This is a genomic window from Alteromonas sp. ABV2_168, assembly GCF_056161165.1.
In genome coordinates, this window is the sequence record NZ_JBSWYQ010000004.1 from 292,325 (window position 1) to 317,742 (window position 25,418).

The window sequence follows — 25,418 nt, forward strand, 5'->3', positions numbered from 1 at the left end:
CAATCTGGTACAACCATAACCCTCATGAATGCTTACCATAAATGTAACACTATAATTTATCCTAATTGGTAAAACCAATCTGACGCGTCACCGTAAATCACATTTATCTGAACTCTATAAACTAATGATTTTTATAATTAATTTATAAATCGCAAATCATTAACAAAGAAACCAAAAATCGACATGCAACATCTGTTTTACATAAGCATGTTGCATGACAGCCCCGGGTCACTTTCTGTCATTACGTAATCACTAAAAATCAGTTAATATGTCCCTCATTTTTATACGCGTATAGCTAAGACCGTCTTAATTCTACGCCCGAGTGAACCAAGACCGAGAGAAAATTATGAGTTTGTATTCAGAATATCTGGCAGAGATCGAAACCCGTAAAACGGAACTAGGTCTTAACCCGAAGCCAATAGACAGTGCTGATCTGCTGTCAGAAATCATTGCTCAAATTAAAGACACAGCAAATGAGCACCGTGAAGACTCTTTAAAATTCTTTATCTATAACACCCTGCCCGGCACCACGAGCGCGGCTGGTGTTAAAGCACAATTCCTGAAAGAAATTGTTCTTGGCGAAGAAAAAGTAGAAGAAATCACACCTGAGTTTGCACTTGAACTGCTTTCTCACATGAAAGGTGGCCCTTCTGTAGAAGTATTACTGGACCTGGCGTTATCTGATAACGAAGCAGTTGCCAAACCTGCTGCAGAAGTTCTGAAAACACAGGTTTATCTGTACGATGCAGACACCGGGCGTCTGGAAGCGGCTTATAAAGCAGGCAACCCAATCGTCAAAGATATTCTGGAAAGCTACGCGAAAGCAGAATTCTTCACCAAGCTTCCAGATGTACCAGAAAAAATTGAAGTTGTTACTTATATCGCTGCTGAAGGTGATATCTCTACTGACCTGCTTTCTCCGGGCAACCAGGCGCACTCCCGTGCCGACCGTGAACTGCACGGCCAATGTATGATTACGCCTGAAGCACAACAGGAAATCGTCGAGCTGGGCAAAAAACACCCTGACGCTAAAGTCATGCTGATTGCAGAAAAAGGCACCATGGGTGTAGGTTCTTCTCGTATGTCTGGTGTGAACAACGTGGCACTGTGGGCCGGTGAGCCTACCAGCCCTTACATTCCTTTCGTAAACAAAGCCCCTGTTGTTGCCGGTACTAACGGTATCGCTCCTATCTTCCTGACAACCGTTGGTGTAACCGGCGGTATTGGTCTGGACCTGAAAAACTGGGTTAAGAAAACTGACGAAAATGGTGAAGTGATTCGCGATGCAAATGGCGACCCGGTACTGGAAGAAGCGTACTCTGTTGCTACCGGTACCGTACTGACCATCGACACCAAAGCGAAGAAACTGTTCAACGGTTCTGAAGAACTGGCTGACGTTGCTGACGCGTTTACGCCACAAAAAGTTGAATTCATGAAAGCCGGCGGTTCATACGCTGTAGTTTTCGGTAAGCAACTGCAAACTTTCGCAGCTGAAACGCTGGGTGTAACTGCACCAGACGTTTACGCGCCGTCTAAAGAAGTATCACACGAAGGCCAGGGCCTGACTGCTGTTGAGAAAATCTTCAACCGTAATGCAGTCGGTGTGAACTCTGACTCTCCATTACATGCTGGTTCAGACGTACGTGTGAAGGTAAACATTGTAGGTTCTCAAGACACTACAGGCCCGATGACTTGTCAGGAACTGGAATCCATGGCGGCTTCAACCATCTCTCCAATTGTTGATGGTGCATACCAGTCTGGCTGTCACACTGCGTCAGTTTGGGATAAGAAAGCGCAGGCTAACATTCCTAAGCTGATGTCTTTCATGAACAATTTTGGAGTTATCACTGCCCGTGATCCTAAAGGCGTTTACCACTCAATGACTGACGTTATTCACAAAGTGCTTAACGACATCACTGTAGACGACCGCGCAATTATCATTGGTGGTGACTCGCACACCCGTATGTCAAAAGGTGTGGCATTCGGTGCTGACTCCGGTACGGTAGCACTGGCACTGGCAACAGGTGAAGCGGCAATGCCTATTCCTGAGTCTGTGAAAGTGACCTTTAAAGGTAGCATGAAAGAGCACATGGACTTCCGTGATGTTGTTCACGCTACACAGGCACAAATGCTGAAGCAATTCGCTGGTGAAAACGTGTTCCAGGGCCGTGTTATCGAAGTTCAAATCGGTACGCTGCTGGCTGACCAGGCATTTACGTTCACTGACTGGACTGCTGAGATGAAAGCGAAAGCTTCAATCTGTATCTCTGACAACGAGACCATGATTGCATCACTGGAACTGGCGAAGAGCCGTATCCAGATCATGATCAACAAAGGTATGGATAACGACGCTAACATGCTGCAAGGCCTTATCGACCTGGCAGACAAGCGTATCGCTGAAATCAAGTCTGGTGAAGAGCCAGCGCTTGCACCGGATGACAACGCAAAATACTTTGCAGAAGTGGTTGTTGACCTGGACCAAATCGACGAGCCAATGATTGCTGACCCGGACGTAAACAACGAAGACGTTTCTAAGCGTTATACCCACGATGTTATCCGTCCGGTTTCTTACTATGACGGTAAGCCAGTTGACCTGGGCTTCGTAGGTTCTTGTATGGTTCACAAAGGCGACATGCAAATCATTGCCCAAATGCTGCGTAACCTGGAAAAACTGAACGGTTCGGTTAGCTTTAAAGCGCCACTGGTTGTTGCTCCACCTACGTACAACATTGTTGATGAGCTGAAAGCTGAAGGCGACTGGGAAATTCTGGCGAAATACGCTGGCTTCCAGTTTGACGATGCTAAGCCAAAAGAAGCTGCACGTACTAAGTACGACAACATTCTGTACCTGGAGCGCCCTGGATGTAACCTGTGTATGGGTAACCAGGAAAAAGCTGAACCTGGTGACACTGTAATTGCTACTTCTACCCGTTTGTTCCAGGGCCGTGTTGTTGCTGATACGAGCGAAAAGAAAGGCGAATCACTGCTGGGCTCAACGCCGCTGGTAGTACTGTCTACAGTACTGGGTCGCTTCCCGACTACTGAAGAGTACAAGCAGGCTGTTGCAGGCATCGACCTGACCAAGTTTGCTCCGCCTTCAGAAGACCTGGCTGTTAAGCCTAAGTTTGAAGCAGACGTAGCAGTTAAGAACGTTTAATTAGCGGTTCTTAATACTATTTAGAAGGCCCCGACTTTGTCGGGGCTTTTTTTCAGGATGCTCTGTTTCAGGTTTTAGCAGAGCTTCAGCCCGTGGGAGTGACAGGTATTAACAAAACTCAAAACCGCTGAACTGCCCAGTTGAGCGCAATCAGAGCAATAGCTGATGAAGCTAAAGGCATGACAGCAGAAGCATACAATCGCATATGTCTTAATGCCAGAAGCAATGGCAGCAATAATAATACGACGACGAGTTGACCGAGCTCTACACCAATATTAAATAAAGCAATAGCTAGCAAAGGACTCTGTGCATCAGCTTGCAGTTCCCCGAACACACTTGCGAAGCCCATCCCGTGAATTAATCCGAAAGCGAATGTAACAATAGCCAGCCGGTGTATAACAGGCCAGATGTTATTGATTGCCGTCAGCATCACTGATATTGCAATACCAAATTCCACCCAGCGACCGGGAGGGTGATACCAGCCAAGGGCAGTCGTTGTCAACGTAACAGAATGGGCAACGGTAAATGCAGTTACAAGCCAGAACGTAGATTTAAGTACTTTACCTTTACTCAATTCGCCCTGCCATTGATTGTTTTTTCTTACCAGATTAACAGTCAGCAAAGTAGCTAACAGAAACAAAATATGGTCAATACCAATCCAGATATGAATAATACCCTGATACACAAAAGTAGTGATGGTTTGCCACACGGAAGCGCCGGACGCAGCTGACAGTGTCACTTGCCTGTGTTCATTCGTAAACACAGCAGTATGACTCTCTCCACCTATAGCCGCACTGAACAATGTTTGATGAGTGTCATCCTGCTCAAATATCCCCTGATAATCCACTGAAACATCGGTGTCGTAGGGGCAGTCGATTGTGAATGGAATAGCTATCAGGGCTTCGCCAGATATTAATTCCATTGCTACTTCATGAAATACCGGCGAACAGGCTGCACTACCCTGAGTAAATTGCAAAACAGCAGCTGCGTAGGCATGCAGATCAGGTTGAGCTTCTTTTACTTCATGCCAGACGAGTTTGCCATCAAAATTCTCATCCAGTTTCATCTCAATCTCGAGATCATATGGCATAAGAGAAAGTCGCCCGCTAAACTTCTGCGTATTGTCTCCGTTCAAAGTAATATATCCGTTGCTGAGTTCATGGGCTTTCACCCCCTCCGGAACGGTTATCATCAGGAATGACAAAATCATCAACCCGAATGCACGGTTGGTAACATAATCACTAGCGCGATAAAACGACAACAAAAACATGCCTGCTCCGGTTATTTTTCTTCTGATTCATTCTGGCTGTCAACGGCGCGTTCCAATAGTATCTTATCGGCCCGGGTTTTCCCGTGCTCCCAATTCAGACGCGCATACTTCAGAGCTTTCAGGGGATCAGGTTGAATATCAAGATAATATCGTGCAAGTTGCGCCGCATGAACGCCATCGTCACGCCAGGCGCGCATAGCCACACGCTGTGCCATAGCTTGCGTCCACAGCGTTCCGTTTTTACTTAGTTTTTCTGCCTGCGCAAGTCTGAGCATAATGGCATCATCTACATTATCCGGATCATTAATAATGGGTGATAGCGTGTTGAGAACTCTATCCGGTTGACCCAGGGCAAGCTGAATATCAGCCCAAAGCGCAACACGACTCAACGGAACCTGATTAAAATCGACGTTATCAAGCCATGCACTGGCCTCTTCCGGGCGGTTAAGTTCAAGCGCCAAAGAAGCCAGAATTTCTCTGAGCCATCCATCAAGTGGTGCGGATGTGGCCACACCGGAATATTGATGTAACTGTTCAAGCTTTTTGTAATCATCTAAATCGGGAGATTGCTGCGAGCGTATATCCAGTAAACAAATTGCAGACAAGGCAGGTTCTCCGGTTCCGGCAAGAGACCGGCAGGCAGCTTCAGCCTCATCAGATTTTCCGAGATTGATTGCAATGGTCGCTTGCAATAACTGCGCAGAAGGTGTTTTTCCGTATTTATCAGTGTACTGCCTGATTGTTGAAGCAGCATCAATGAAAGCATGTTGGTGTTGCTGTAATCTTGCCTTAAACAACAACATTTCCGGCTCAAAGTTTCCTGAGCTTATTACTGCATTTGTTAAACGAATTATGCGTCGAAGCGCTAACCCTGAACCGTTAAGTGATCTCGCTTCATCCAGTGATTTTTTTAACGAAGATAGCTCTGGCTTTTCTTCCGGCCCGGCTTCCCAACTTGCTACCACAGTTCTGTCGTCCGGATAGAAAATATCTGCGCGAACTGCAGAAGTTTGTCCCGCCCAAACGACAAAGGTAGCAACTAGTGTGCAAAAGAAGATTTTCAATATTTTTCCCCGTGACAACAGGCCGTCCCTGGCCTCCCGGTTATCAGTAATCCGTCAATAGATCATCGAACGCTGCGGGATCATCTGAATCGTTTTCAAACACCCTGCCATTTACAGGAAGCGGGGTTCCGGTTGCCGGCTGACTGAATGCGGAACGGACATAGGTAGAGACCATCACGTTCTCCGCTTCAACAATAATACCAATTGTACCGCTCACGGGGTCATTGACACCGTCACTGACAGTAAACGTAAAACTGTCTTCTCCGGTAAATTCAGCATCTGGTGTGAATGTAAAACTACCATTGTCAGCGATTTCCACACTACCGTTGGCCGGCGATCCTTCCAACGAATAAACGAGCGTATCGCCGTTAGCGTCAGATGCTGTGAGCGTATCAGAAAATGATGTATCCACCGTGGTGGTAAAGTCTTCTGATATTACCTCAGGAGCATAATTGGTATCATCGTCATCGCTGCAGCCGCCGAGAATGATGCCTGTGACTGCGACTAAATATAGATGTTTCATCATGATTCCTTTATTCCGCTGAGCCAGAGATTGGGGTTGCAAGATAAGGAAAACCAGACATGGTCATGGAAGCGTCTACCGGAGCACCATCGGTAAACGGTACGTTTCCAACACTTGCATCTTCTGAAGTACAAAGACCTAAGTCAGTCGACTCACCATTTACCGGAATGGGATAACATAATGCTCCCATTACCACGCGAAGTGCGATATCAACTACGTCATCACCCGGACGCCGGCCGTTTGGAAAACCGGCAAGATCATCACCGGCAACGCCAAAGGCTGACTGTTCACCGGCTGGTGTTGCCGGAATACCCGTATTCAGACGCAGCATTTCCGACGCTGTTACCGTAGCTTGCTGATTTACTCCCGGAAAGCCGGTGAGAAACGCAGTGACTAAATCATTACGCGGAAAATTAGTTGGCGCGAGAGTTTCCAGATCTGTGCCCAGGGTAGTATTCACTGCATCGCGGAACAGGATATTAAGCAATTCAGGCAATACCGGATTGGTCACATAATCAGCAAATTGTCCGTCTGCAGACGGATGTGAACTGTTAAATTTGTCTTTATCGCCAAGCCCTATTACCAGTTCATTGACTAACGGGCTACCAAGCCGTGATACCTGTGTCATCGCTCCACCAGCAGCTGATGGCTTTTCGAACGTTGCATTTGGATTCAGGATTCTGGCCTGTGGCAAGCTGGCTGTAGTCCATGCGCCCACTGTTCCATTGCCGTCTCCGGTAATACAAGCGGCCGGAATTTCAACAGCGATAGAGGTCACGTTCTTGTCAGCGAGATCATCATTATCTTCGCTTTGAGTGATCCCTCCCGGAAAACCATCTCCGTCACCTGCACCGGGCGCACTGTCTCCTTCAACAGGAACATAATTGACCAGGTCAAAAGTGTCTCCCAGGTTAACAACAAACGGGTCTTTTCTCTGTCCAACAAAGACCTTGCCGGGGTTATCGCAGCCCGGTACAGCGAAATCATAAACATACTGACCGGCGTAACGCTCATATTCACTTGAACTGGTGAAAGTTTTATCACCAATATAATCCAGTGGTTTAGAAAACATTGCTGCTGAAGATGGTGTCAGTGATGTTCTTTCACCGGTGCGGGCGTTACCACTAACCCATGTCATTGTGTAATGCTCAGAAAAGTTAGCATTACTTTGATCGTCAGCACTGACCGGCCCGATATTTTTTAGAGGCACTTTGATCATCTTCTGATCGCCTTCAGGACCAACCGGCAGAGCAACACCTTCATTATCCGCAGCTAGCATGGCACTGAACTGAAATGCGAGAGTAATGTCCTCCATCGCGTCGCCATCGTTATCAATGTGAATTGCATATACTGCATCCGGATCCATTGAAAAATAGTTTGGCCCGCCGTACGCATCCTGTAACGGAATGTAATTGGCTATCAACGTGACATACCCATCTCTGCCAGATTCGTAACTGTTAAACATGTAAAAATCTGTAGCATCGACGGTAGGAGCGCGTGTTATAGCCGGCGCCTCCCGGTGACTCGAAGCCATTGCAGTAGCAGAAATACCGGCAACCAGCGCAGCTGAAACAGCAAGAGTGAGAGGTTTGAATGTGGACATAATTTAACCTTTTTTCGTGAGTGAACATATAGCCATACGGGAGTGCAGGCTAATCAGATGCAAATAAATTAGTTTTTTTGAAAAAAATTGAAAAAACTTTGTAAATATTATGAGCCACTAATTGAGTTCCTGCCTGGAAAAGCAGGTTTATTTATTACAGCACTGAAAAAACAAAATGCTTATTGCGTACTTTTTCTTGTCATCACAGCGTCTGATTCACTCTCCGTCAACCAGGGCACATTGATATTCCTCATCACTGAGGGTGAGCGTCGCTTTTTTACCTTTGCTCCAGAACACCACACTGTTACCCGTATATTTCGCACCCGAGGCACTGATACCGGGCGTCAGCACCATGGCATTTGCTCCAATCTGCAGAATGGCTGTATTGTTGCCGTCCACCTGAAATATCACCGCACCGGCATCGCCACAGTCATATTGATAAGGGCGTCCGGCGATGGTTTCCTCTTTCCCGCCATTGTCACATGCGGTAAGAATAAGAATACTGGCTGACATCGCTATGCTATGAATTAGCGCTTTTTGCTTCACGAATTTCTCCTGACGTTAGTTTCCCTGTTTTGACCGCAACCGACCTGAGCCCTTACAGAACACTTGCTATCTATGCATACAGGGTGACGAATTGAGTATACGACTGTGCCCGTCCTGCATTTTCATCTAGTATGGCTCATCTTAGCCGATTAAACATTTTGTATGCATTAATGACAAAACCGGATTTACTTTCTGCTGACAACCATCGACTGCCTGACGATGAATCACTGCTGGTTGAAGAAGTGCCGCTGGCGGTTTCAGTCAATGACATCAGTCTGGTGGTGATGATGATCTCCCCTGACGATATCGAAGATTTCATTACCGGCTACTTTCTTACCGAACAAATCATTACTGCGCCGGTTGAAATTAAAGATATTCATATCGTACGCAACGAAGCCGGCATCGAAGCCAATGTCAGCCTTACCGGCCGCCGGGAACACCTGCTAAAATCACGGCGTTTTACACGGGTCAATGCAGGCTGCGGAATTTGTAATCACACCGCCCTTGAACAGGTATTTCCGCAACTTGACGCTGCGGTAAGCTGGGCTCCTGTGCCGGCCTGTGACTTCGGTTCACTCAGAGATGCTATGGACAAGCTGCAGGAAAAAGCCCGCAAGACCGGCGCCCTGCACGCCGCCCTTTACGGTTCAGGCAATGACATCGTACTCGGACGGGAGGATATTGGCCGTCACAACGCATTAGATAAAGTGATCGGTGCTGTGCGAAAACGCATAAAAAACCATGAAGAAGGTTATCTTGTTGTGACCAGCCGATGTGGTGTTGAACTGGTCCAGAAGGCAGTGATTGCAGGCTTTACCACACTGATAAGCTTTTCTTCTCCCACGTCACTGGCAGTGTCTTTCGCCAGGCAACACAAATTGAATCTGGTGTTTTTGCCACGAAACAACCAGCCTGTATTTTTCTCCCGCGAGGTTCAACATGGCAGTTAAATCCACTAAGGCAGGCGGTTTACCGTCAATTAAATCCACCGTGAACGAACTGATTAAAAGTAAGCAGGTTCGTCAGAACATGCTGAACCTGTATAAGGTGAATAAGCATAAGGGATTTGACTGCCCGGGATGCGCCTGGGGAGACGAAAAAGACGGTACATTCAGATTTTGCGAAAACGGTGCAAAAGCGGTGGCATGGGAATCGACAGAGATGACCATTGGTGCTGAGTTTTTCAGACAACATAGTGTGACGTATCTTAATAAACAATCCGATCACTGGCTGGAAAGTCAGGGTCGGCTGGCAGAACCGCTGCGTTACAATGCAGCAACAGACCATTATGAACAGGTAAGCTGGGATGATGCTTTTCACATCATTGCAGCTAAACTCAACGGGTTAAGCAGCCCTGATGAACTTGAGTTGTATACATCCGGCCGGGCGAGTAATGAAGCCTCTTTTGTCTATCAATTATTCGGACGTGCATTCGGCACGAATAATTTTCCCGATTGTTCCAATATGTGCCACGAAGCCAGCGGCATTGCGCTGAACCAGTCGGTAGGTGTAGGCAAAGGCACGGTGGTCCTGAAAGATTTTGAAAAAGCTGACACCTTGTTTGTGTTCGGACAAAACCCCGGTACCAATCATCCGCGCATGCTTAACGCCTTACGTGCGGCGTCAAAAAGGGGTGCGACCATTGTTTCGGTGAACAACTTAAAAGAAGTCGGCTTACAGAAATTTGCCAGCCCGCAAAAGCCTGCAGAGTTACTCGGTCTTGAAACTGTGCAAATAAGCAGTAAGTACGTTTCACCTAAACTGGGGGGCGATTATGCCGTTGCCAGAGGTATGGCGAAGGCCATTCTGATGCACCACAAAGACAGGCTCGACCATGAGTTTATGACTTCCCACACTTCAGGTTACGACGCGTATGCAACTGCTGTTGAAGCAACAAGCTGGCAGAGCATAGAAAAACAAAGTGGCCTGTCGCAAAGTACAATCGAAGAACTGGCAGCGCTGTTTTCTGCTTCACGCAAAACCATTTCTACCTGGGCGATGGGTATCACCCAGCATCTTTACTCAGTAGATACCATCAAAGAAATTGTTTCCCTGCATCTGCTCACCGGTGCCCTCGGGTTACCCGGTGCAGGACTGAGTCCGGTGCGTGGTCACAGCAATGTGCAGGGCAACCGCACGATGGGGATCCTGGAAGCACCGAAACCCGATTTTAATCAGCGCATGAATGAGACTTTTGGCTTCAATCCGCCGGAAAAACCCGGACACCGTGTGTTTGATATGCTGAGCGCCCTGCATGAAAAGCGCAGCAAAGTACTTATTTGCCTTGGCGGGAACCTGGTGGCTGCCGCAGCAGATACCCCCTTTACCGCCGCTGCTGCGGGCAATGCTGAACTGCTGGTAAACATCGCAACTAAACTCAACCGCACTCACGTTACCGCTAAACAGGACGCCCTGCTGCTGCCCTGTTTAGGCAGAACAGAAATCGACATGCAGGCCACGGGCAATCAGGTGATTACCGTAGAAGACACATTCAGTATGGTGCACGGTTCCAGCGGCAGCACATCACCGCAAAGTAACAACCTTAAATCGGAAACAGAGATCATCTGCCGTATCGCCGCTGCAACTCTGGGTGAGAATACGCCGGCAGACTGGCTGTCACTGAAAGACGATTACAGCCTGATCCGCGACCTTATCGCGAAGGTTATCCCCGGGTTTGAGAATATGAATGATAAGATAGCCGAACCAGGCGGCTTTCATTTGTACAACGCTGCAGCAAACCGGGAATGGCGGAATAAAGAGGGTAAAGCCCTGTTTAACCACAATGCCTTACCTGAAAATTTGTTCAGCGAAGGCGTGATGGCAAAAATCGCAGCCAGTGATACGCCGGTTTTCACCATGCAGACATTGCGCAGCCACGACCAGTACAACACCACGATTTACGGCATGAACGACCGTTACAGAGGCATTTTCGGTGAACGTAATATTGTGTTCATTAACCCGCAGGATTTAGCCAGACTGAATATACGTGAAGGCAGTCTGATAGATGTTGAGACCGTGTGGGATGACGATGTCACCCGTAAAATTTCACGCTTTAAAGCGGTCAGCTACGACATTCCTCAGGGGAACGTTGCGGCCTACTATCCGGAAGCGAACCCGCTGGTGCCCTTCAACAGTGTGGGGCAGCAAAGTGCCACCCCGACCTCAAAAGCGGTACCGGTCATCATTACACCGGTCAATGTAATCGCCTTATAAAGGTAATTTCACTGATTAAAGCTGTCTGGCATCCCTCTCTGCGTTGCTGGACAGCAGTAATGCCAGCCACTGGCTTTCCTCACGGGATTCCAGCGCAATTTTCACAACCATTGTCAGCGGAACGGATAACAACATTCCGACACTGCCCAGCAGCCACCCCCAGAATACCAGAGAAAGGAAAACGACCAGGGTAGACAGTCCCATCCCCCGCCCCATTAATCTGGGCTCCACGATATTTCCCATCACGGTATTTACCGCCACGAATGCCAGTGCAACCAGTCCTGCAGTGCCCGCCCCGTATTGCACCAGTGCAATCAGCACCGCCGGAATGGCAGCGATAATTGAGCCGATATTCGGAATATAATTGAGCAGAAACGCAAGCACACCCCAGAGAAGAAAGTGGTCGATATCCAGAATATATAACCAGATACCGATGATCAGCCCGGTTGCCAGACTTACCACGGTTTTAATCGCGAGATAGCTGTTCACCGATTTTATAAACCGGTCCACATGTTTCATCTTCATTTCCGGATCTGCCAGCGCCGTATGTAAACGTGAAGGCATACTGTCAGCTTCGAAAAGCATAAAAATAACCGTCAGCAGGATAAGGAACATATTAGACAATGCGCCTCCCATTCCGCTGAGAAAATTCGTTGCCACAGACATCGCCGTACCGGGATCAAAGTGCTGAGTGAACAGCTCACGGTTAATATGAATGTTCATTGTCGCCAGCCGGTCAATGATCCAGGCAAACTCGCTGTCCAGCTGTTTACGGTAACCGGGCAGGTTTTCCTTAAAATCTGTTAATGATTGGCCAACCAGCCCTGCCAGCAGGAATCCGAAAACCAGAATAATCAGTATTACTAAACTAATGGATGCCCAGCGCGGAATGCGGTGAGCACTGGCCCAATTTATAAGCGGGCTGCATGCAATAGCGATAAATACCGACAGGAAGAAAGGTACCATGATGGCGCTGGCGGCCTTAATACCGGCCAGTACAACGACCAGACAAGCGAGTACTATCATCGCTTTGGCTGTGGGAGATTTGAGTTCCATAGTGGTCTTTTAAAGATAATTCCTGTTATCAAATTAACAAATTATACTGCTGATAGATATAACCAGAATAACGAGAGAGATCATGACGCTGAATCAGGCAACCATCCGGATCAAAAACCTGCGCCTGCGCACCTATATTGGTATTAACGACGACGAGATAAAAAATAAACAGGATGTCGTGGTCAACGCGAAGATTCATTACGATGCAATAAACGCCACCAATACTGACAACATGGATGATGCTCTGAATTATAAAACGGTGACGAAAGCGATTATAAAACTGGTGGAAGACAACCGTTTCTCTCTGCTTGAGAAACTTACTTCAGATGTGCTTGCCGTTGCAGCAGAGCACCCGTGGGTAACGTTTGCAGAAGTGGAAGTGGATAAGCCTCACGCGCTGCGCTTCGCCGATTCAGTGTCCCTGACGTTGTCGTGCACCAAACCTTAAAGAGGTATCAGTGAAAATACTTGTCACAGGCGGTACCGGGCTGGTTGGCAGCCGGTTTATTCATAAAACAGCATGTAAATATCAATTCACCGTGTTAAGCCGGTCGCCGGAGCAGGCCCGCAAACAGTTGCCGGACAATGTTGAGGTAATTGCAGGTTTGCATGATATTGCAGATTTTTGTCTGTTTGACGGCGTCATTAATCTGGCCGGTGAGCCTATTGCAGATAAACGCTGGACGCCGTTACAAAAACAACGTATCTGCCATAGTCGCTGGGATCTGACACAGCAGCTTGTTACCCGCATGAAAGCCTGTGAACATCCGCCGTCTGTTTTTATTTCCGGCTCAGCCATCGGCTACTATGGTCGTCAGGGAAATAGACCGGTTTCCGAAAATAACCATACCGTTCATGATGAATTCACCCACCAGGTTTGTCAGCGGTGGGAACAAATCGCCATGCAGGCTGCCTCTGACGCAACCCGTGTATGTTTGTTACGCACCGGTGTCGTGCTCGATAAGGACCGGGGAGCATTACCCAAAATGGCAATGCCGGTAAAGTTGGGTGTAGGAGGGAAAATTGCGGGCGGCAAACAGATCCTGTCATGGATCCACATTGATGACATGGTAACAGCCATTGAACACCTCCTCGAAAACCACCGCTGCTCAGGGCCCTATAATCTTACTGCTCCGGAACCGGAGACCAATGCGGCCTTCACACGAACTCTGGCGGAAACGCTTCACCGGCCGGATTTCTTCATGGTCCCGGCATTCGTACTGAAAATACTGATGGGGGAAGCTGCAGATATGGTCATCACCGGCCAGCATGTGATTCCTGAGCGTTTGCAGGAAAGTGGTTTCCATTTTCGCTATCCGGCCCTGCCGGCAGCTTTGCAACAAATATACGCCTGAAACTTAACCATGGAGTCCGGCGCCCGTCACTGGCAATTATGCTGACAGGTGCCATTCACATTTTGTCACATCTTCGTGACACACATCCGGTTATTAATCGTGCAACTGCATTGACAGTCCGGCCCCGGAGGTAAATAGTTATCACTCCAAATTAGTAAAAAGGATGTAACTATGAAAAAAACAATCAACACCTTGCTGATTTTGCTGCTCGCAGGCACATCTCCCCTGTCTGTTGCCGGTGAAGAAAATATTCCTGAGCCATTTCGCGGCGATGACCCCAATTCTAGTCTGGAAGTGGCCTATGATGATTTGAATGCGCTGCTCTCATCTTATGTAACAGTAAGTGGCTGGTCCACGCGGGAAAAAGCACCACGTCCGGATGCAGGTGTCGGTACCAGATTAAAAACCCGCATCAACAGACTGACGGCGCTTGAAGGTAACAGGTTCTATTTTAAAGGCGCAAGTGAAAAAGATCTGATAGCTGAATTTATCTCTGACATTCGCGCAAGCCTTGAAATGCTGCCCGCTGAAGTGCCATTACGTCTGCTGAACAAAAATGAACAACTGGCATACTGGCTGAATCTTTACAATTTCACCCTGCTGGATGAAATGATGAAAGTGTATCCGAAGCATAATTTACTGCGGGTGCTCGATTACGGTGATGGCGACTCGATCATGGCGCAAAAACTACTTAACGTCGCCGGTGTTCCGTTAAGCCTGGACGACATTCAGTTTACGATCCTCAAAGAAAAGTACTTTGGTAATCCTCTGATTATTTATGGTCTCTGGCAAGGCAATATTGGTGGCCCGAGCCTCAGAAATACTGCTTACACCGGAAAAACAGTATGGCGGAAGCTGGAAGACAATGCCGGTGAATTTATTAACTCAAACCGCGGCACATATTTTGACGGCGAAGTGTCGGCATTATACGAGCGCAATATGCCTTTCTTTGACAACGATCAGGCCAAACTGGTCAGCCATTTAATGGACTATCTGCAGGGTGACATGTTTGATGAATACGCAAACCGCGACGACGTCGAATTCGAAATGGAAGACTGGACACTGGCAGCGCTGATTGGCGAAGGTAGAAAATACGGCCGGTCGGCTGCAACCAACGGGGCGGCCATGCTGGATGCCGTAGTAGCGACTCAACCCGGCGAGGCCTTTGGCGACACGGTAGCAATTCAAAACTACCTCGCTGAAGACAACGCAATGAAAACGCCTGTTAACTTCCGTTTTTCAGAAGCACAACTGGAAATTCTGCAGAAACTGCGTACCAAACATGAAGTCAGCATGGGTCGTGTTGAAGTGACGGATCTGGATGAAGAAGAGGCATCTGAAGATAAAAAGCAAAATAACTGATTCAGCACTCCCGCCCGGCAAAGACGCTACTCAGCTTAGTCTTTGCCGGACGATTTACCTGCCTGATAGCAGATAATATTTTGAAAACGGGTTGTTTGCGCTGTGGATTTATAAACATGCGGCTGATCGGCATGAAAACGCAAGCTGCCACCACACTTTAAATCATGCCACGCCCCGTCCACATGCAACGATAACGCCCCTTCTGTCACATAAACGTGTTCAATCACCCCCGGCGCATGGGGATCAGACTGTTGTTCATGAAAATTCAGCAAACATACTTCCATGACTTCTATCCGCGTATCTGCTGAATAGGGAAAAATGGCTTTCACTTTCATGTCCGGATCCCGGGGAAAGTTATCACTGTTTTCTCTGTCATCCGGTCCGGAAGCAAAAAAGGCAGAAAACGATGCATCCAGGCCGCTGGCAATCTTCCAGAGAGTTGAAATGGTGGGACTGGATTCCTGACGTTCTATTTGTCCCAGCATCGCCTTAGAGACTCCGGACAACTTTGCCAGAGCATCCAGACTGAGTCCTCTGTCTTTTCGCAGAGTTTTAAGGTGTAACGCGATATGTTGCTTAAATTCTTGTTCAGCCATAGCAAAAAACTATTTGTGCGCTATAACGCACGGTGTTATGTTTGTTTTATGTTGTGCAGTATAACGCACAAAAAGGACAAAGTCTGTTGCTTGTCCTGACAAACCACCTGCCGGACTGCCCGAAGAATAAATACGGGTACCGGTAAGAACAGGAAACCGGATTATGAAATCATTGATCAGTAATTTTGAGCGCTACCCGCTGACATTCGGCGTGACGCCAATCGAATATTTGCCCAGGCTGACTGAAGCCCTGGGAGGAAAAGTAGATATCTATGCTAAACGGGAAGACTGTAATTCAGGTCTGGCAATGGGTGGTAATAAGCTAAGAAAACTGGAATATATTGTACCGGACGCCATTGCGAGCGGTGCCGATACACTGGTTTCAATTGGTGGTGTGCAATCTAACCATACCCGTATGGTAGCTGCGACGGCTGCCAAAATCGGCATGAAATGCGTGGTTGTGCAGGAGAAATGGGTGCCCCACTACGACGCTGTTTATGACCGCGTGGGTAATATTCAGATGACCCGCCTGATGGGGGCTGACAGCCGCCTTGTGGACGACGGCTTTGATATCGGCATTCGTGACAGCTGGAATAAAGCGATTCAGTCAGTAAAAGATGCAGGCGGCAAACCCTATGCAATTCCGGCCGGTGCATCGGTACATAAATACGGTGCTTTAGGCTATATCGGCTTTGCCGAAGAGGTGATTGCTCAGGAAAAAGAGCTGGGCTTTAAGTTCGATTATATTGTGGTGTGTGTGGTGACCGGTTCTACCCAGGGCGGCATGATTGTAGGCTTTGCAAATCACGACCGGGCAGATACCGTAATTGGCATTGATGCTTCAGGCACTCTGCAGCAGACACGGGATCAGGTAACCAGCATTGTTGATAAAACGGCTGATCTGGTGGGCCTTGGCCGCAAAGTACGTGAAGACGAAATTGTTATCAACCCTGACTATGCCTATCCCGCTTACGGTGTTCCGTCAGAAGAAACCAATGAAGCAATACGTCTGGCAGCTAAAACCGAAGCCATGATCACCGACCCGGTATATGAAGGAAAATCGATGCAGGGACTAATCGACCTGACTAAAAAAGGTTTCTTCCCTGAAGGCTCAAAGGTACTTTATGCTCACCTTGGCGGTGCCCCTGCCCTGAACGGCTACAGCTATCACTACAAAGATGGCTGAAGCTGAGAGCAGCATCTGATCCGCCGGAATATTGCCACCGGCCAGCGAAAGGCTTTTGTATAAAAATCAAAAGCCTTGCACCCCGATGTGAACCTGTTTAGTCTGCCGGTGTCTTTAATATTTTACATAACGGAGTAACGGCTGTGGCTGCGGGTGAATTCGGCAAACAAATCGCACTGGTCAGAAATCAGATGATGAGCAGACTGGACGAGGCTCTGAAAGAATTTGACCTTACCGGTTCACAATTTGCTGTTATCAAGCTGATCGCTGAAGGCAGAGCCGATACGCTGGCAAAACTCTGTGAAGCGATGCATCATGATAAAGGTGCGATGAGCCGGATTTTAAGCCGTATGGAAGAAAAGGCGCTTATCCGCCGTAAACCCTGCCCTCACGACGGCCGCGCATTTAAACTGGCCCTCACCGCAAAAGGCGAACAGCTGTTCCCGCTTACTACGCCTAAAATTAATGCCATTTACGATGTCGCACTGAAAGATTTTTCAGAATCTGAAAGGGAGCAATTTTTCAGCATGCTCACCCGTTGTCAGCATAATTTGTGTCACTAACTGACAGTTATCGCACTTATCCGCTTACAATCTCTATTTAGTTGCCTGGGCAACCACAAGCGATAAAATACTTGCCTGGTCAACCAAAAACACACACTCAACATGATTCAGGCAATTCTTCGTGCTCTGTCAGCACACACACCCGGCCACACATTTTCTGCCGGCAGCCTGTCCGTTTTGCATGAAGGACGCTTTGCTAACGCTATCGTTTATTTATATCAGGACGAACATTATCAACTCATCATCAAAGACTTTTCTTCGCGGCACTGGCTTATCAGAAAAACCATAGGCCGTTTATCAGTTCGCCAGGAGTTCAATGCCATTACAGCATTACAACACATACCGGGCATTACACCGCTCTGCTTCCGGCCGGGAGAATGTACCATTGCTTACAGCCATATTGCCGGGCAAACACTGAAAGATTACGGTGCTGAGGGAAACCGTTTGTCACCGGCATTTTGCCTGGAACTGGAAAAAATTATTCACCGGATGCATGAGGCCGGACGGGTTCATCTGGACTTACGGAACATGGGGAACATTCTTATTGATGAGCAGGGAAAGCCCGCCATTATTGATTTTCAGTCGAGCTTGCGCTGGCAACGTTTCCCATTATGGTTGCAGAAATTTATGCGTTATGCAGATATCACCGGGGCATATAAAGCCTGGGAGCGTTACGGAACCACACCGCTACCGGCGCATAAAAAGCAATTTCTGACCCGCTATAATGCGACCCGCAAGTGGTGGGTGTTTCGCGGCTATCCTGTTCACAGAATGCAGGTACGTGTGCAGGCCTTTGCTGCACACGTTATGAGCCTTAACATTGTTCAGAACATCCTTGAAAAGTTCTGGTAACGGCGTTGCTCTAATCCCTGGCTGAGGTCAGGGATTTTATTTTCTCTCCCAACATTAACAGTGCCGGTGTCAGCAGCAGTGTGAGCAGGGTCGCAAATGTCAGACCACCGGCGATGGTACTCGACAACACTGTCCACCACTGCGCTGATGGTGCTCCCACAGAAATGTTCCGGCCGACAATATCAATGGTCAGCGCAAACACCATGGGCAATAAGCCCAGAATGGTGGTAACAGACGTCAGCAGTACCGGTCTGGCACGCTGCGCTGCCGTGCGTAAAATGGCTTCCTTGGCGTCCATGCCCTCACTCTTGAGCGCATTATAGGTGTCGATTAAAACGATGTTGTTGTTTACCACTATGCCTGCAAGGGCAATGGTGCCGATACCACTCATAACCACCACGAAGGGTTGCGACGTGACCATCAGGCCAATTAACACGCCTGCTGTTGAAAAGATAATTGCGCTCAAGACCACAAAGGCCTGATAGAAGCTGTTGAACTGGGTCACCAGAATGATCAGCATCAGGAAAATCGATCCGATAAAAGCATTACTCAGGAATGTCATTGACTCCTGGGTGTCTTCATCCTCGCCCTTAAACGACAACATAACGTCAGCAGGTAACGGCGATTCGATAAGCTTTTCACGCATCTGCTTCAGCTTCTGATCCAGCAACTCACCTTCCGCAATTTCAGCTTTAATTGTATATGTTCGTGCACCATCAAGACGGTTTATCCGCCCGGTTTTGGGTGCAGGCTCAATAGTCACGAAGTTACCAATGGGCACAGAGCCGTTGGCAGAAGGAATACGAAGTTGATAGAGCTGTTCAATATTGCGGAAGGTTTCCGGGAAGCGCAGACGAATTTCGACTTCTTCCTCGGCATCATCCGGGCGGTACTCCGCCAGCATGGCGCCATTGGTGATTAACTTCACCACATTCCCCAGCAGGGTGACATCCACGTTGTACTGCGCCGCCAGCTCTCTGTCCACGTTTAAACGCCACTCCACACTGGGCAGAGGCCGGGAGTCTTCAACATCAACAAAACCACCTGTTTTTTCCATTAGGGCAAGAATATGTTCCGTGCCTTCAATCAGACTGTCATTACTGATCCCGCTGAGGACAATTTCCACCGGTTTACCGGAGGACGGCCCCATGTCGGGCAACCGTACCTGTACTTTGATGCCGGGGATGGTTTCAACATATTCACGGATATCAGCCATGATTTCTGACGCCGGCGGACGGGTTTCCCAGTCGCTTAATTCAAGCTGGATAACGCCGATAACGTCTTCCGGCATTTCCGACTCGTTGCCACCACCGCCGCCAATTGTGCGGGCGTACACCGAGTCGAGATTGTCCTGCTGCAACAAAAACGTCTCGACTTTCTTAACCAGTTTGTCGCGTTCATAAATAGATAAATCACCCCGTGCCTGCACCTGAATTTGCAGATATTCAGGTTCAATGTCCGGGAAGAACAACACGCCACGGCCAAAGAAACCGTAAAGCACAAAGGTCATGAACATAATACCCAGTGCCGCCAGGGTGGACTTGCCGGGATGATTTACAATGTTCTTTAAAAATCGCAGATAGCGGCCCAGCCATCCCTGAATATCATCCAGGTTGCCCTTCTCCGCCATGCGGATAAATTTCACCGTATCAGACTGGGTATCGACGCTGACTTTACGGGTAATCACACCGCCAAGTACCGGAATAAATATCAGCGCCATAAATAACGAAGCGGTTAATGTGATGATGACGGTCAGCGGCAGGAAGCTCATAAACTCCCCCACCAGGCCAGGCCACACCAGCAACGGGAAGAATACGGTCAGCGTGGTGATGGTTGAAGCAATGATAGGCCACGCCATGCGTTTGGAGGCGGTGGCGAAAGCGGTTTTCGGCGGCTCGCCTTCAGCAATTTTCCGGTCTGCCAGCTCGATGGTAACAATGGCGCCGTCAACCAGCATACCCACCACCAGAATCAGGCTGAACAGCACAATCATATTCATGGTCATGCCGAAGAAAAATATCACCGTCATGGCCGCCAGAAATGAACCGGGAATAGCCATGCCAACCAGGATGCTCGGCCGTATACCCAGGGCAAAAACAATCACTATCATCACCAGAATAATGGCGGTCAGCACGTTGTTTTCGAGATCACCCAGCATGCTCTTAATTTCACCGGATTTGTCCTGCAGATAGTCTACTTTGATGGTATCCGGCCACTGAGTTCTCGCCAGTTCCACAAGATTGCGTACGTCCGCAATGGTTTCGATAATATTTGCGCCGCTTCGCTTTGATACTTCAAGAGCAATGGCTTTTTCACCCCGCAAGCGGGCGAAGCTGGTGGGATCTTTGAAGGTACGGCGAATTGTGGCGACATCATCGAAGGTGACGATGGTGTTTCCGACTTTTTTCACCGGCAAGGTAGCCAAATCCTGCATGGTTTCAATTACGCCCGGCACTTTAAACACCATCCGGCCGGCACTGGCATCAATAGCCCCGGCAGCCACCAGCTGATTATTCTGACTGACAAAATTCAGCACATCGGGAAAAGACAGGTTATACGTTTCCAGCGCAACCGGGTCGATAATGACTTCAAGTAATTCTTCCCTATCACCGGCAATATCCACTTCCAGTACACCGGATAAAGCTTCAATTTCATCCTGCAGACGGCGGGCAATATTCACCAGTGTGCGTTCAGGAATGTCGCCGGACAGCATGACAGTCAGCACCGGGAAGAGTGACAGGTTCACTTCGGTAACTCTGGGCTCTTCGCTGCCGGGAGGCAACTCGGCTTTGGCCAGATCGACTTTTTCCCTGACATCAAGTAATGCCTGATCGGCGTCAAAGCCGGCTTCAAACTCCATCACCACCGAGGCGAAGCCCTGAATGGCCGTACCTTTCATTTCTTTCAGGCCTTCAATGGATTGAAGCTCTTTCTCCAACGGCCGTACCAGCAAGCGTTCGCTGTCTTCCGGCGCAATACCGTCGTACACCACTGAAACATAGATAAACGGAATCGTAATGTCCGGTTCAGACTCTTTCGGAATAGCAAAGTAAGCGCTGGCGCCGGCAATGGTTAAAACAAAAAAGACCAGCGCTACAGTACGGGTGCGGGCAAATGCCGCATCGATAATTCCATTCATTATCGGGCCGCCTTCTCAACAGGCGTCACCACATTACCGGCATCCACAAAGCCCTGCCCTGTGGTGATAAGACGTACGGTATCAGGCAAGCCGGTTACCCAGGCCCCTTCATTGTCAGATTGCAGTAACGAGACCTGATGAAACGCCACTTTGTTGTCATTACCAACCGACTTCACGCCAATCCGTCCGTCGGCATCCAGCGTGAAGGTAGCCGGCGATACATAATGGGCCTTCACTTCATTGACATGCAGGGTAACTGTGGCGCTGGACCCGGATTTCAGTTTTCCGTCAGGATTGGGTATACCGATTTCAGCAAGATAGGTACGGGATTCACTGCTGGCATAAGGCGCAATGAAGCGGACTTTGCCTGATACCTGCTCGCCGGTGGCAAGCTTAATATCTGCCTGCAGCCCTTTTTTAACTTCATTCACCCGTTGTTGTGCGATTTGGATCTCAACCACCAGTACCGAGTTATCCACCAGCTCCAGCATCGGATCGCCGATACTTACCACATCGCCGCTTTCTGCAGACAAGCTCTGGACTTCGCCGTCAAAAGGCGCCACAGGACGCACAAAATTAATATCTGAACGGATGTTCGCAATGGCGGCTTCAGACGCTTTTACATTTGCCAGAGCGGTGTCGAGCTCTGATTCACTTTGATACTGCTTATCAGCCAGTTGCGATAAACGCTTATAGGTTTTCTTACGGGCTTCGTACAAGGCTTCCTGCTGCTCAAGCTGAATAAGTCTGTCTTCCATATCAATGGTCAGTAAGGTATCACCCTTTCGCACAGAGTCGCCTTCGGTTACCGAAATCTGCTCAATTCGCCCTGCAGTCTGGGCTTTAATTTCCAGCAGGCGTTCCGGCACGGTTTGCCCCTGAACCACCAGCGAAACTGGTGTAACCTGCGCTTCAGAAACCGTCACTTCCACAGAAAATGGCTGGCTCTCACTTTGAGTCTGATCTTGCTCTTCGGGCTCTGATGAAAAAAGTCCGGAGACCATCCATGCACATATAAGAAGAATAAACAGGAGTGCGAAAACAGATGATTTATTCATTGTCAGATGAAATCCTTTGTCAGGCTGGGTGTCATTTTTATTTTGTTGAACGTAATGATTGTGGTCACTGCGAAGCAATTATTTTCAGGCCGGAGAACGGATTGTCAGAACGACCGGCAGCGATATTGCGTAAGTTATCACAGGCAACGTAAAGAGTTGTTGTAAATTTTGTAACGAAATAAAAAAGCGCTGTGCAGAAAAGATGAATACCTGAAACCTGCCAGCTGGCGGGAAAGTCACTGGAAAATATCAGGAAATGAGCCGGTTCAGAGAGTGACACACTCTTCTCTGAACCGGTTTATACCGCCGGTACAGCTATTTTGTACCGCAATAAATTCAATAGCCTCGTTACACCATTTTACGAAGCAACGCTGTGGTATTTAATGACAGCAAACGCCAGCAGCCCAGTGCCCCCAATACGCCCACAACAATCGCTCCGGTCACCGGAGCAATCACCCAAAACTCCGGATGCAACGATGCTTCCATCTGAAAAATTTGTGTTTGCAGTAAATAGAGACTGAGCTCATTGGCAAGTGCGGCCATAAACCCGGCCACGACGCCGATGATGACAAATTCATATACCACGCTCAGGCGGATCAGCGAGCCTTTCGCTCCCAGAGTACGAAGTATAGCCAGTTCCTGCTGACGCTCGTCCATGGATGCCTGGACCTGTGCTATCAGCACCAGTGCGCCGGCAGCCAGCACCAGAATCAGGATAAACTCAACGGCCAGTGAGACCTGGTCAACAATATCCCGCAACTGATTGATACGGGCATCCACGTCGAACAACGTGGCGGACGGGAATGGCTTCAGCAACTCTGTCAGTTCCGGCTTTCTTTCCGGTGGCAGGAAGAAACTGGTGATATAGGTTGGTGAAAACGCCGCCATCGCTTCGGGTGACAAGACAAAGAAGAAATTGGGTTGCATAGTTTGCCAGTCGACTTTTCGTAAACTGGTTACCCGCGCCTGCACCTCTTCACTGCCGATATTAAATGTCAGCACATCATTGAGCCGGATATCCAGCCTGCCAGCCACTTCCTCTTCTACAGATACAGGATAAATCCCGTCCTCCGGCGCAGACGTCGCATTACCCTGCCACTCACCGGCAACGATTTCATTGCCAAATTGCAGGGTGTTACTCCATGTCAGATTCGCTTCACGGCCCAAACCGTCCCTGCCCTCACGGGGACCTTCCCTGTCTTCTTTCGAGACTTCCGTATTCACACGGTCATCATTCACCGCAACGAACCGCCCGCGTACAACGGGATAAAAGTCAGAAGCTTCCACATCCGCCTGCTCAAAATGCGATTGCAACTGAGGTTTCTGACTTTGGGTAATATTGATCAGAAAATAATTAGGCGTGCCCTCTGGCAACTGTGCCCGCCATTGCGCGACCATATCATTGCGCATGACCAGCACCACCAGCAACAACAATAAGGTCACGGAGAAACTGATAAGTTGCACACTGTTATCCATGGAGCGCCTGCGGATACGGGCCCACGCCAGCTGCCACGGCCCCATGCTGCCGCTGCCCAGTTTGCGCCCCACACGGATAAGACCCAGCGTAACAAGCAGCAAACCGGCGACCAGCGCAATGCCGGATACAAACAGAATGGCACTGATTTTCAAGTCCTGGCTGTACGTCCACATCAGTAAAAAAATTGCACCACCCGCAGCCAAAAACTGCAGGGATTTTGAGCTCATTCCGGCGCCAACATCGCGGCGCAGTACCCGCAGCGGAGGCACTGAAAATAAGCGCAGTAAGGGATACAGTGAAAACAGGAGCGCACAAACCACACCGGTAAATACAGCAATCAGCACCGGTCGCCAGTGCCACACATCCAGAGATACATCTACCTGATCAGCCAGCGCCGTCACCACTATCTGCTGAATAATAACGCCTGCAGTAATACCAATCACGATGCCTACCAGGGTGATAAAACAAATTTGCATAGTGTAAATGCGGCGTATTGTGGTTTTGCTGGCGCCCAGTGTTTTCATAATGGCTACAGGGTCAAAATGACGCTGACTGTATCGCTGGGCGGCAACGGCAATCGACACCGCAGCCAGAATGATGGCAAGCAGACTGGCGAGCAGGAAATAACGTTCGGCACGCTTCACCGAGCGGCCGACCGGGGATTCATCATCTTCGACAGACTGCCAGCGGTGAATTTCATCATCAAGCTGCGGACGCAGCCACTCATAGAACGTGTCTAGTTGTGACGTATCACCGGTAAAATAGGCTTTGTACGTCACCCGGCTGCCGGGGCCGGTGATATTTGCAGCCGGTAAATCGGCTTCACGGATTAATACGATGGGGTCGGTTGAGAAAATGCTGAAACCGGCATCAGGAATTTCAGACAGCACATTTGTTACTGTAAATGCGGCGTCGCCCACATAAACGGTTCCTCCGGGCTCAACATCCAGCAGTTGAAATAACCGCGAATCTATCCACGCTTCGCCGGGTTGGGGCAAACCTGTAGCCGGCTTCGCTTCTCCGAAAGGCGAGTCCGTCACCAGAATTTCACCCTTTAACGGATAGTGTCCGTCTACGGCACGCAAGTCCACCAGTGACATCTGCTCTTCACCGAATGCCATAGAGCGCGTGGCGACCTGTGTCGCAGTGCCCAGTCCGTCTGTTTGCGCCTGTGCAATCCAGGCCGGATCCACCGGTTGAGAGGCGCGTAACTGACTGTCTGCAGCCATAAAGCTGGCGGAGCGCTCGGTAAGTGCGCCCTGAAGGCGCTCACTGAACAACGACAGAGACAACACCGACGCCACTGATAACACAATAGCGAGCAGGATAATGGTAAGTTCACCCCGCCGGGCCTCATGCTTAAATAAACGCCACGCTAAATTAAATGCCATCCCCATA

19 protein-coding genes are annotated in these 25,418 nt (G+C 48.8%); 9 read left to right on the forward strand and 10 right to left on the reverse strand.

Annotated features, from left to right (window positions below; genetic code table 11):
• Positions 1-346 precede the first annotated feature (346 nt).
• Positions 347-3,157, forward strand: coding sequence for a bifunctional aconitate hydratase 2/2-methylisocitrate dehydratase (locus tag ACXAH4_RS08985; RefSeq protein ID WP_474881572.1), 2,811 nt, complete (start codon positions 347-349; stop codon positions 3,155-3,157).
• Between the two features lie 118 nt (positions 3,158-3,275).
• Here ACXAH4_RS08985 and ACXAH4_RS08990 read toward each other — a convergent pair whose 3' ends face one another.
• From ACXAH4_RS08990 to ACXAH4_RS09010, 5 genes are all read right to left on the reverse strand, one after another.
• Positions 3,276-4,427: a HupE/UreJ family protein gene (locus tag ACXAH4_RS08990; protein ID WP_474881574.1), complete on the reverse strand. Its 1,152-nt coding sequence runs from the start codon at positions 4,425-4,427 to the stop codon at positions 3,276-3,278.
• A gap of 11 nt (positions 4,428-4,438) precedes the next feature.
• Positions 4,439-5,491 carry a tetratricopeptide repeat protein gene (locus ACXAH4_RS08995; protein WP_474881576.1) on the reverse strand — a complete coding sequence of 351 codons (1,053 nt, stop codon included), beginning with the start codon at positions 5,489-5,491 and terminating at the stop codon, positions 4,439-4,441.
• 43 nt (positions 5,492-5,534) lie between these two features.
• A complete protein-coding gene (locus ACXAH4_RS09000) occupies positions 5,535-6,017 on the reverse strand; it encodes an Ig-like domain-containing protein (RefSeq protein ID WP_474845420.1) in 483 nt (160 codons plus the stop codon).
• A 7-nt stretch (positions 6,018-6,024) separates the two neighbouring features.
• Complete coding sequence (locus ACXAH4_RS09005) at positions 6,025-7,617, reverse strand: DUF4331 domain-containing protein (protein ID WP_474881578.1); 1,593 nt, start codon at positions 7,615-7,617, stop codon at positions 6,025-6,027.
• Between the two features lie 216 nt (positions 7,618-7,833).
• Positions 7,834-8,163 (reverse strand): MliC family protein, encoded by a 330-nt coding sequence (locus tag ACXAH4_RS09010; RefSeq protein ID WP_474845416.1) that lies wholly within the window; start codon positions 8,161-8,163, stop codon positions 7,834-7,836.
• A gap of 170 nt (positions 8,164-8,333) precedes the next feature.
• On the opposite strand from ACXAH4_RS09010, the gene fdhD reads away from it, so the two are divergent.
• Both fdhD and ACXAH4_RS09020 read left to right on the forward strand, forming a co-directional pair.
• Positions 8,334-9,113, forward strand: a complete 780-nt coding sequence (gene fdhD / locus ACXAH4_RS09015) for a formate dehydrogenase accessory sulfurtransferase FdhD (protein WP_474845414.1) — start codon at positions 8,334-8,336, stop codon at positions 9,111-9,113.
• Complete coding sequence (locus tag ACXAH4_RS09020) at positions 9,103-11,376, forward strand: FdhF/YdeP family oxidoreductase (RefSeq protein WP_474845412.1); 2,274 nt, start codon at positions 9,103-9,105, stop codon at positions 11,374-11,376. Before fdhD ends, ACXAH4_RS09020 begins: the two co-directional genes overlap by 11 nt.
• A gap of 15 nt (positions 11,377-11,391) precedes the next feature.
• Here ACXAH4_RS09020 and ACXAH4_RS09025 read toward each other — a convergent pair whose 3' ends face one another.
• The gene (locus ACXAH4_RS09025; protein WP_303574643.1) at positions 11,392-12,432 is read right to left on the reverse strand and encodes an AI-2E family transporter; all 1,041 of its coding nucleotides are present in this window, start codon (positions 12,430-12,432) and stop codon (positions 11,392-11,394) included.
• Positions 12,433-12,514: 82 nt separating this feature from the next.
• Between ACXAH4_RS09025 and folX the strand changes: the two genes are divergently transcribed.
• From folX to ACXAH4_RS09040, 3 genes are all read left to right on the forward strand, one after another.
• Positions 12,515-12,880, forward strand: a complete 366-nt coding sequence (gene folX, locus ACXAH4_RS09030) for a dihydroneopterin triphosphate 2'-epimerase (protein ID WP_119500882.1) — start codon at positions 12,515-12,517, stop codon at positions 12,878-12,880.
• 10 nt (positions 12,881-12,890) lie between these two features.
• Positions 12,891-13,787 (forward strand): TIGR01777 family oxidoreductase, encoded by an 897-nt coding sequence (locus ACXAH4_RS09035; RefSeq protein WP_474881579.1) that lies wholly within the window; start codon positions 12,891-12,893, stop codon positions 13,785-13,787.
• Positions 13,788-13,958: 171 nt separating this feature from the next.
• Positions 13,959-15,149, forward strand: a complete 1,191-nt coding sequence (locus ACXAH4_RS09040) for a DUF547 domain-containing protein (protein ID WP_474881581.1) — start codon at positions 13,959-13,961, stop codon at positions 15,147-15,149.
• 35 nt (positions 15,150-15,184) lie between these two features.
• Here the strand turns inward: ACXAH4_RS09040 and ACXAH4_RS09045 are convergent, their stop codons facing one another.
• Positions 15,185-15,745 carry a helix-turn-helix domain-containing protein gene (locus tag ACXAH4_RS09045; protein WP_474845405.1) on the reverse strand — a complete coding sequence of 187 codons (561 nt, stop codon included), beginning with the start codon at positions 15,743-15,745 and terminating at the stop codon, positions 15,185-15,187.
• 163 nt (positions 15,746-15,908) lie between these two features.
• On the opposite strand from ACXAH4_RS09045, the gene ACXAH4_RS09050 reads away from it, so the two are divergent.
• From ACXAH4_RS09050 to ACXAH4_RS09060, 3 genes are all read left to right on the forward strand, one after another.
• Positions 15,909-16,931 carry a 1-aminocyclopropane-1-carboxylate deaminase gene (locus tag ACXAH4_RS09050; protein WP_119500878.1) on the forward strand — a complete coding sequence of 341 codons (1,023 nt, stop codon included), beginning with the start codon at positions 15,909-15,911 and terminating at the stop codon, positions 16,929-16,931.
• Positions 16,932-17,074: 143 nt separating this feature from the next.
• Positions 17,075-17,494, forward strand: a complete 420-nt coding sequence (locus ACXAH4_RS09055) for a MarR family winged helix-turn-helix transcriptional regulator (protein WP_474845403.1) — start codon at positions 17,075-17,077, stop codon at positions 17,492-17,494.
• Between the two features lie 102 nt (positions 17,495-17,596).
• The gene (locus tag ACXAH4_RS09060) at positions 17,597-18,346 is read left to right on the forward strand and encodes a BUD32 family EKC/KEOPS complex subunit (protein ID WP_474881582.1); all 750 of its coding nucleotides are present in this window, start codon (positions 17,597-17,599) and stop codon (positions 18,344-18,346) included.
• A gap of 10 nt (positions 18,347-18,356) precedes the next feature.
• Here ACXAH4_RS09060 and ACXAH4_RS09065 read toward each other — a convergent pair whose 3' ends face one another.
• From ACXAH4_RS09065 to ACXAH4_RS09075, 3 genes are all read right to left on the reverse strand, one after another.
• Entirely contained in the window at positions 18,357-21,485 is a 3,129-nt protein-coding gene (locus ACXAH4_RS09065; RefSeq protein WP_474881584.1) for an efflux RND transporter permease subunit, read from the reverse strand.
• Positions 21,485-22,543, reverse strand: coding sequence for an efflux RND transporter periplasmic adaptor subunit (locus ACXAH4_RS09070; RefSeq protein ID WP_474845397.1), 1,059 nt, complete (start codon positions 22,541-22,543; stop codon positions 21,485-21,487). The genes ACXAH4_RS09065 and ACXAH4_RS09070 overlap by 1 nt, the downstream gene beginning before the upstream one ends.
• A 348-nt stretch (positions 22,544-22,891) precedes the next feature.
• Entirely contained in the window at positions 22,892-25,417 is a 2,526-nt protein-coding gene (locus tag ACXAH4_RS09075; protein WP_474845395.1) for an ABC transporter permease, read from the reverse strand.
• Between the last annotated feature and the right edge of the window lies 1 nt (position 25,418).

Bases quoted from the DNA above. Each gene is read 5' to 3' on its own strand.
- ACXAH4_RS09065 (WP_474881584.1), bottom strand. From the start codon at position 21,485: ATGAATGGAATTATCGATGCGGCATTTGCCCGCACCCGTACTGTAGCG.
- ACXAH4_RS09005 (WP_474881578.1), bottom strand. From the start codon at position 7,617: ATGTCCACATTCAAACCTCTCACTCTTGCTGTTTCAGCTGCGCTGGTT.
- ACXAH4_RS08985 (WP_474881572.1), top strand. From the start codon at position 347: ATGAGTTTGTATTCAGAATATCTGGCAGAGATCGAAACCCGTAAAACG.
- ACXAH4_RS09020 (WP_474845412.1), top strand. From the start codon at position 9,103: ATGGCAGTTAAATCCACTAAGGCAGGCGGTTTACCGTCAATTAAATCC.
- fdhD (WP_474845414.1), top strand. From the start codon at position 8,334: ATGACAAAACCGGATTTACTTTCTGCTGACAACCATCGACTGCCTGAC.
- ACXAH4_RS09075 (WP_474845395.1), bottom strand. From the start codon at position 25,417: ATGGGGATGGCATTTAATTTAGCGTGGCGTTTATTTAAGCATGAGGCC.
- ACXAH4_RS08990 (WP_474881574.1), bottom strand. From the start codon at position 4,427: ATGTTTTTGTTGTCGTTTTATCGCGCTAGTGATTATGTTACCAACCGT.
- ACXAH4_RS09070 (WP_474845397.1), bottom strand. From the start codon at position 22,543: ATGAATAAATCATCTGTTTTCGCACTCCTGTTTATTCTTCTTATATGT.
- ACXAH4_RS09050 (WP_119500878.1), top strand. From the start codon at position 15,909: ATGAAATCATTGATCAGTAATTTTGAGCGCTACCCGCTGACATTCGGC.
- ACXAH4_RS09060 (WP_474881582.1), top strand. From the start codon at position 17,597: ATGATTCAGGCAATTCTTCGTGCTCTGTCAGCACACACACCCGGCCAC.
- ACXAH4_RS09025 (WP_303574643.1), bottom strand. From the start codon at position 12,432: ATGGAACTCAAATCTCCCACAGCCAAAGCGATGATAGTACTCGCTTGT.
- folX (WP_119500882.1), top strand. From the start codon at position 12,515: ATGACGCTGAATCAGGCAACCATCCGGATCAAAAACCTGCGCCTGCGC.
- ACXAH4_RS09000 (WP_474845420.1), bottom strand. From the start codon at position 6,017: ATGATGAAACATCTATATTTAGTCGCAGTCACAGGCATCATTCTCGGC.
- ACXAH4_RS09040 (WP_474881581.1), top strand. From the start codon at position 13,959: ATGAAAAAAACAATCAACACCTTGCTGATTTTGCTGCTCGCAGGCACA.
- ACXAH4_RS09045 (WP_474845405.1), bottom strand. From the start codon at position 15,745: ATGGCTGAACAAGAATTTAAGCAACATATCGCGTTACACCTTAAAACT.